At 64.6% G+C, this 5,504-nt stretch carries 8 protein-coding genes; all 8 read right to left on the minus strand.

The window, feature by feature from the left end:
* Positions 1 to 7: 7 nt before the first annotated feature.
* Entirely contained in the window at positions 8 to 229 is a 222-nt protein-coding gene (gene infA, locus QZZ33_RS03340) for a translation initiation factor IF-1 (protein WP_061963594.1), read from the minus strand.
* A 137-nt stretch (positions 230 to 366) separates the two neighbouring features.
* A complete protein-coding gene (locus QZZ33_RS03345; RefSeq protein ID WP_291378182.1) occupies positions 367 to 675 on the minus strand; it encodes a hypothetical protein in 309 nt (102 codons plus the stop codon).
* Positions 676 to 813: 138 nt separating this feature from the next.
* Positions 814 to 1,461, minus strand: a complete 648-nt coding sequence (locus tag QZZ33_RS03350) for a hypothetical protein (RefSeq protein ID WP_291378184.1) — start codon at positions 1,459 to 1,461, stop codon at positions 814 to 816.
* A gap of 251 nt (positions 1,462 to 1,712) precedes the next feature.
* Positions 1,713 to 2,024: a hypothetical protein gene (locus QZZ33_RS03355; RefSeq protein ID WP_291378186.1), complete on the minus strand. Its 312-nt coding sequence runs from the start codon at positions 2,022 to 2,024 to the stop codon at positions 1,713 to 1,715.
* 21 nt (positions 2,025 to 2,045) lie between these two features.
* A complete protein-coding gene (locus tag QZZ33_RS03360) occupies positions 2,046 to 2,495 on the minus strand; it encodes a hypothetical protein (RefSeq protein ID WP_291378187.1) in 450 nt (149 codons plus the stop codon).
* A 273-nt stretch (positions 2,496 to 2,768) separates the two neighbouring features.
* On the minus strand, positions 2,769 to 3,578 hold the full coding sequence (map, locus tag QZZ33_RS03365; protein WP_291378189.1) for a type I methionyl aminopeptidase: 810 nt from the start codon (positions 3,576 to 3,578) through the stop codon (positions 2,769 to 2,771).
* Between the two features lie 10 nt (positions 3,579 to 3,588).
* On the minus strand, positions 3,589 to 4,155 hold the full coding sequence (locus tag QZZ33_RS03370) for an adenylate kinase (RefSeq protein WP_291378191.1): 567 nt from the start codon (positions 4,153 to 4,155) through the stop codon (positions 3,589 to 3,591).
* Complete coding sequence (gene secY / locus QZZ33_RS03375) at positions 4,155 to 5,456, minus strand: preprotein translocase subunit SecY (protein WP_291378194.1); 1,302 nt, start codon at positions 5,454 to 5,456, stop codon at positions 4,155 to 4,157. The genes QZZ33_RS03370 and secY overlap by 1 nt, the downstream gene beginning before the upstream one ends.
* Positions 5,457 to 5,504 lie beyond the last annotated feature (48 nt).

A 5,504-nucleotide genomic window follows, 5' to 3' on the forward strand; every position in this document is an offset into this window, starting at 1 on the left:
GCGGCGCTTATTTGTAGCGGTAGACGATGCGCCCGCGGGACAGGTCATAAGGGCTGAGTTCCACCACTACACGGTCCTCAGGAAGGATCCGAATGTAGTGTTGGCGCATCTTGCCCGAGATGTGGGCCAGTACGAGGTGTCCGTTCGTCAATTCCACACGGAATGACGCGTTCGGCAACGCCTCGACCACTGAGCCTTCTACCTCAATGACGCCGTCTTTCTTGGCCATGAACTCCGCTAACGTCGATGAATGGGTGTGCAGGCGCGCAAAAACGCCCGACCGTTGAGAATACCGGAGATGTGGATAAGTCTCAAATCGGGGCTTGGCGTCCTGCCAAGCGGACAACGTTGCGCGGGACCCGTGCGCTAGCGGTATCCGTTGCGGAGGCGCTGGACGGCGAGGTCTGAGATGCGCTGGTTGCGGTGATCCGCAAGAGCCCTCACCACCGACGAGGGCGTGCGCACATTGCGCAACAGCGCCTCAAGCACGGTGACGTCATGGTCGTGTCCGAGAGAGATGAGCGCTCCTGCGGGACAGTCCGTCCGGGCTGCCACTGCAGCACGGACTCGTGCATTGCGGTGCACCGCGAACGGGAGCAATGACTGCCCGGTCACATCGGGGTCGAGCGCGCGCGTCACGTCCTCTGACACGTCGCGTGCTGGCGGAAGCGTCACCGTCACATCCCTTCGCCCTCGCGACGGGGTGCCCGTCACCCCGTTCCTGGCATACAGAGTAGGACGGACAAGTGCGCCTTCTCGACCTTTTGTGAGGAACTCGACATGATGGGCTGCGGTCTCACGCGTCGGCCGAAGTCAACGTGGAAGGCGAAAACCTCTCACCGGCGCAGTTCTCGTCCACCGCGGGGCTGCCTGAGCGTCGTCGGCGACCTCCGGTTCATCTCCCGCCTGCTGGCTCGATGGCCCGGCAGGCTCCTCGGCATCCACGGCGCTTGGACCACGCAGCGCGTCCACCTCAAGGCTTGCGAGGGATCCTGGCCACACGTGCTCGGCCATCTCCGGGACCCGCGCGTCCTCAGCCAGGCGCTGCTCACTGGAGTCCAGTCGCTCCTGCGCGGTGACGGCGTTGAGGCGCTGCGCCGCCGCCTCTCTGATGGGCGACTTCTTGTGAAAGGACAGCTCGTCGAGGAGGTCTGGTGGTAGCGATGGGTTGTCCACGACCGCCCTCACCACCTCGACGTGTCGATCGGCCGCCAGATATGCGAGGACGCTCCTTTGCGCGCTTGGATTGCTCGCGATCGCGCAACGCACGTCAGGGTGGTAGTCGTGTGCGAGCGTCACCATGAGCCCCAAGGGGCAGTCGAGCCTGGCCGCAACGATCGCGCGCACCGCCACGGTGCGGCTACCGCCCAGGGGGAGCAACTCGGCTTTGGACAGGTCTGGGTTCATCGCCTCGCGCACCTCGGCGCTGGCGCCAGGTGCGGGGTGAAAACCGCGCGCCATGGAAACCGTCCCGTCATTGCCAGGAGCCCGGGGCGGGCCCCGTTGCACTGATGACGCTACTGCGCGCGCGTTTCGGGCCCAACTTCCACGTGTAACGCGTGGGTAAACTTTGGCATGCAGCAGGTGTTTCGGCTCGAACTTCTTCGGAACATGAGAAACGGCGGCAGTCCAGAAGGACTGCCGCCGCCCGCCCGACGGGACGGCGCGGCTGAGGGGGCGCGTCGTCCTGAGCGTCGGGACACTGAGAGTCTCTAGGCGATCGCCACCATCCTGAGTCGACGGATGGCCAATGAACTGATGGAGTCTCGCTTGTGCGCCGCAAGACTTTCGAGAACCGCTCGTGGCGCGCTTGCGTTGGCGGCGAGCGCCTCGAGAACTCGTGCGTCCGACTCCAGGGCGAGTGCAAACATGGAGGCCATGGGACAGTCCCTGCGCGACGCGACCACGGCTTTGACCGCGGGGTCGCGGTGTGCGGCGAGTTGGACGAGCTCCGAACGCGGAGTGTAGGGGTCGAGGGCCCGCAGACGATCCTCGTGTTTGGGCCTAGCGATCGTGAAAGCCATGATCAGATTCCCTCTCTCTTGCTAAGAAACCGCAGACATGCTGAAGGGGCCCACGATGACAGCCCGTTCCCTGAGTTCAGGGAACTTGGCGTCCTCGCCTCTCGCCTCGTCCCCTAGCCGCACGGGAAAGGCATCGTTGAGGCGCGCGAGTGCCAAGGCTCGTACCTTGGCGCGACGATGAGACCCTAGGCGCTCAACCGGGGCGCAGGGCAACGAGGGGTTCGTCAACAGCGAGATCAGCACCGACGGGTTCCTGTCAGTGCTGAGGTGATCAAAGACGGAACTCGCGGTGCGGGGATTGGCCGCCACGGCTATGCGCACCTCGGTCGCATCGTCCTGGGCGAGCACAGCTTGGATGCCGACGGGGACGTCGTCGCGACGGGCTATCGTTTCGCGAACGGCCCTGTGACGCGATTGGGCGAGCAGGGCCAGGTGGGTGCGGTCCAGGCCCGGCCTCGCGGCGTCAAGCACGTCGAGACTGTCGCCTCGAGTCTGAGAGAGCCCATGTCCCATGTGCGTGTCCCCCTGGGTGGCAGGTGGCGCCGGTGAGGCGCCGCCCTATGGTTCGGTGATCCGGCAAGTGCCCTTTCGCCAGTGAATGCTTCAGTCATACATTTCGGGCGTGTGGGCGCGCCACTTTTCGACCCCAGTTGTGAGAATGTCCACAGCAAACGCCTCAAAAGGCCTGGTAATCCCCTAAATGGGGGCACCACAATGGGGGGCAGAGAGCGGGGGGCGCCCAGTCTACGGAGCGACGGGTGCGATGCCGTATCGAGCCAACTCGGAGGCTCCGCCATCGTGTGCCGTGAGCACCCAGATTCCCTCGTCATGAACCGCGATTGAGTGCTCCCAGTGCGCGGCGCGCGAGCCGTCCGCCGACACCACGGTCCACTCGTCGTCAAGCACGGTGGACTCCCCCGTGCCCGCCACGAACATGGGCTCAATGGCGAGGCACATCCCCGCCTTGACCTTCGGTTGGCGCGCGCGCGTCCGGTAGTTGAGTACGTCAGGCGCCTGGTGCATGGCCGTGCCAATGCCGTGCCCTACATAGCCTTCGAGGGGATGGAGTTGAGCGGCCTGCGCCACGTCTTCGATCGCTCCAGCGACGTCATCGAGCCGGTCGGCTGTCGCCAGCGCCGCGATGCCGGCCCATAGACCCACCCTGGTTTGCTCGACCAGGTGCGTGTCCTGGGCGTCGCGCGCCTTCCCTGCAATGAGGGAGACCGCGGAGTCGCCGTGCCAGCCGTCGACGATGGCGCCACAGTCGATCGAGATCACGTCGCCGTCCTCGATCACTCGAGAACCGGGGATCCCGTGCACCACCTCTTCATTGACGGAGACGCAACTGACGGCGGGGAAGCCGTGGTAGCCCAGGAAGTTCGAGGTGGCGTCGGCCGCCTCAATCACACGGCGCGCGGCCGCGTCCACGTCGGCCGTGGTGGCACCCACGACGGCGGCGGCCGAGGCCGCCTCAAGTGCATCGGCGACGATGCGTCCCGCGCGGGCCATGACCCGCATGTCGTGCCTCGTCTTATACTCGATGCCGCGTGCCACGGGCGCCCGCTTACCGGGCGCGCAGCGCGTCGACGAGCCGGTCGGTGACCTCGTCTACCTCACCGATGCCGTCCACCCTCACCAACAGTCCTTGGCCTTCGTAGTAGGCCGTGACAGGCGCGGTCGATTCGGCGTAGACCGCGAGTCGCTTGCGAATGACGTCTTCCGTATCGTCGGCGCGGCCCTCGATCTCGGCTCGCTTGAGCAGCCTCGTCGTGACCTCGTCACTGTCTGCGGTGATCTCCACGACGGCGTTGAGCGCGGTGCCATTGTCGGCGAGCATTCCGTCGAGCTCGACGGCCTGGTCCGGGTTGCGTGGATAGCCATCCAGCAGGAAGCCTGCCGCAACGTCCTCATGCAACAGCCGGTCACGCACCATCGCGTTCGTGACCTCGTCGGGAACGAGTGCTCCTCGTGACATATACCCCTGTGCCTCGCGGCCGAGTTCAGTCTCGCCCTTGACGTTGGCGCGAAAGATGTCGCCGGTCGAGATCGCGGGGATGCCGTAGGTGTCGGCGAGTCGCGCCGCCTGCGTTCCCTTCCCCGCTCCAGGGGGCCCCACCAAGACGAGACGCATTACTTCAAGAACCCTTCATATCGACGCTGCTCCAACTGGGCCTGGATGCGCTTGACGGTGTCAAGACCCACGCCCACCAGAATCAGAATAGTCACGCCGCCCAAGGGGATCGAGGCGTTTAGTCCCAGTAGCACCAACGCCATTGTGGGCACGAGCGCCACGATCGCGAGATACAGCGAACCCGCGGCCGTGATGCGAGACAGCACGTAGTCGAGGTAGTCGGCGGTGGGCTGTCCTGGGCGAATTCCGGGAACGAACCCGCCGTATTTCTTCATGTTGTCGGCAACCTCTGTGGGGTTGAACGTGATCGCCGTGTAGAAGTATGCGAAGAAGAGGATGAGCAGGATGTAGAACGCGATGTGGAGCGGAGCGTCGGTGCGCGTCACGTTGTCCTGCAGCCAGATCACCCAGTCGGACGGGCTGTCACCCGCAAACTGCACAATGACGTAGGGCAACTGCAGCAAGGAGGAGGCGAAGATCACGGGGATCACGCCTGCCATGTTGATCTTGAGCGGGATGTACGTGGACGAGCCCCCGAGCATGCGCCTGCCCACCATGCGCTTCGCATACTGCACGGGGATGCGGCGCTGAGACTGTTCGACGTACACGACCGCCGCAATCACAGCGAAGATCACCAGCAACATCACGACGGTGTTGCGCACGCGGTCCGAGCTGTTCCAGATGGCGCCGATGGCGCCAGGGAACGATGATGCCACGGACGTGAAGATCAACAGCGACATGCCGTTGCCGATGCCCCGCTCGGTGATGCGCTCGCCCAGCCACATGATGAGGACGGTGCCCGCAGTCATGGTCAGCACCATGACGGAGATCGTGTTCCACGACTGATCGGGAACGATCTCCTCCTCACAGCCGGGGAAGAAGACGCCATTGCGCGCCATCGTCACATACGACGCGGACTGCAGCGCTGCGAAGCCCACCGTGATGTAACGCGTGTATTGGGTCAGTTTCGCCTGCCCGTCAGCGCCCTCCCTCTGGAGTGCCTCGAAACGGGGAATGAGCACGCGCAACAACTGCACCATGATCGACGCGGTGATGTACGGCATGATGCCGAGCGCGAAGACCGAGAGTTGGAGCAGCGCTCCGCCGGAGAAGAGGTTGAGGATCTGCAACGGCCCCGACTCAGCGGAGTTGGTCGAGATGCACTGTTGCACATTCGGGTAGCTGACGCCCGGCGTCGGCACAGCAACGCCCAGTCGGTAGAGCGCGAGAATGCCGAGCGTGAACAGCAGCTTCTTGCGCAAGTCCGGCGTGCGGAACGCACTGAGAAAGCCTGAAAGCATGAATCCTCCGTTGAAGGGGGCGTCGCGGGTCCGGAACTTTCCGGACCC

Origin of the sequence: Demequina sp. (assembly GCF_016278775.1) — a bacterium.
Classification (GTDB): domain Bacteria; phylum Actinomycetota; class Actinomycetes; order Actinomycetales; family Demequinaceae; genus Demequina.

What these genes read in the sequence shown, in the direction of transcription:
- QZZ33_RS03355 (WP_291378186.1), bottom strand. Translation starts at nt 2,024, where the DNA reads ATGGCTTTCACGATCGCTAGGCCCAAACACGAGGATCGTCTGCGGGCC.
- QZZ33_RS03370 (WP_291378191.1), bottom strand. Translation starts at nt 4,155, where the DNA reads ATGCGTCTCGTCTTGGTGGGGCCCCCTGGAGCGGGGAAGGGAACGCAG.
- QZZ33_RS03350 (WP_291378184.1), bottom strand. Translation starts at nt 1,461, where the DNA reads ATGGCGCGCGGTTTTCACCCCGCACCTGGCGCCAGCGCCGAGGTGCGC.
- secY (WP_291378194.1), bottom strand. Translation starts at nt 5,456, where the DNA reads ATGCTTTCAGGCTTTCTCAGTGCGTTCCGCACGCCGGACTTGCGCAAG.
- infA (WP_061963594.1), bottom strand. Translation starts at nt 229, where the DNA reads ATGGCCAAGAAAGACGGCGTCATTGAGGTAGAAGGCTCAGTGGTCGAG.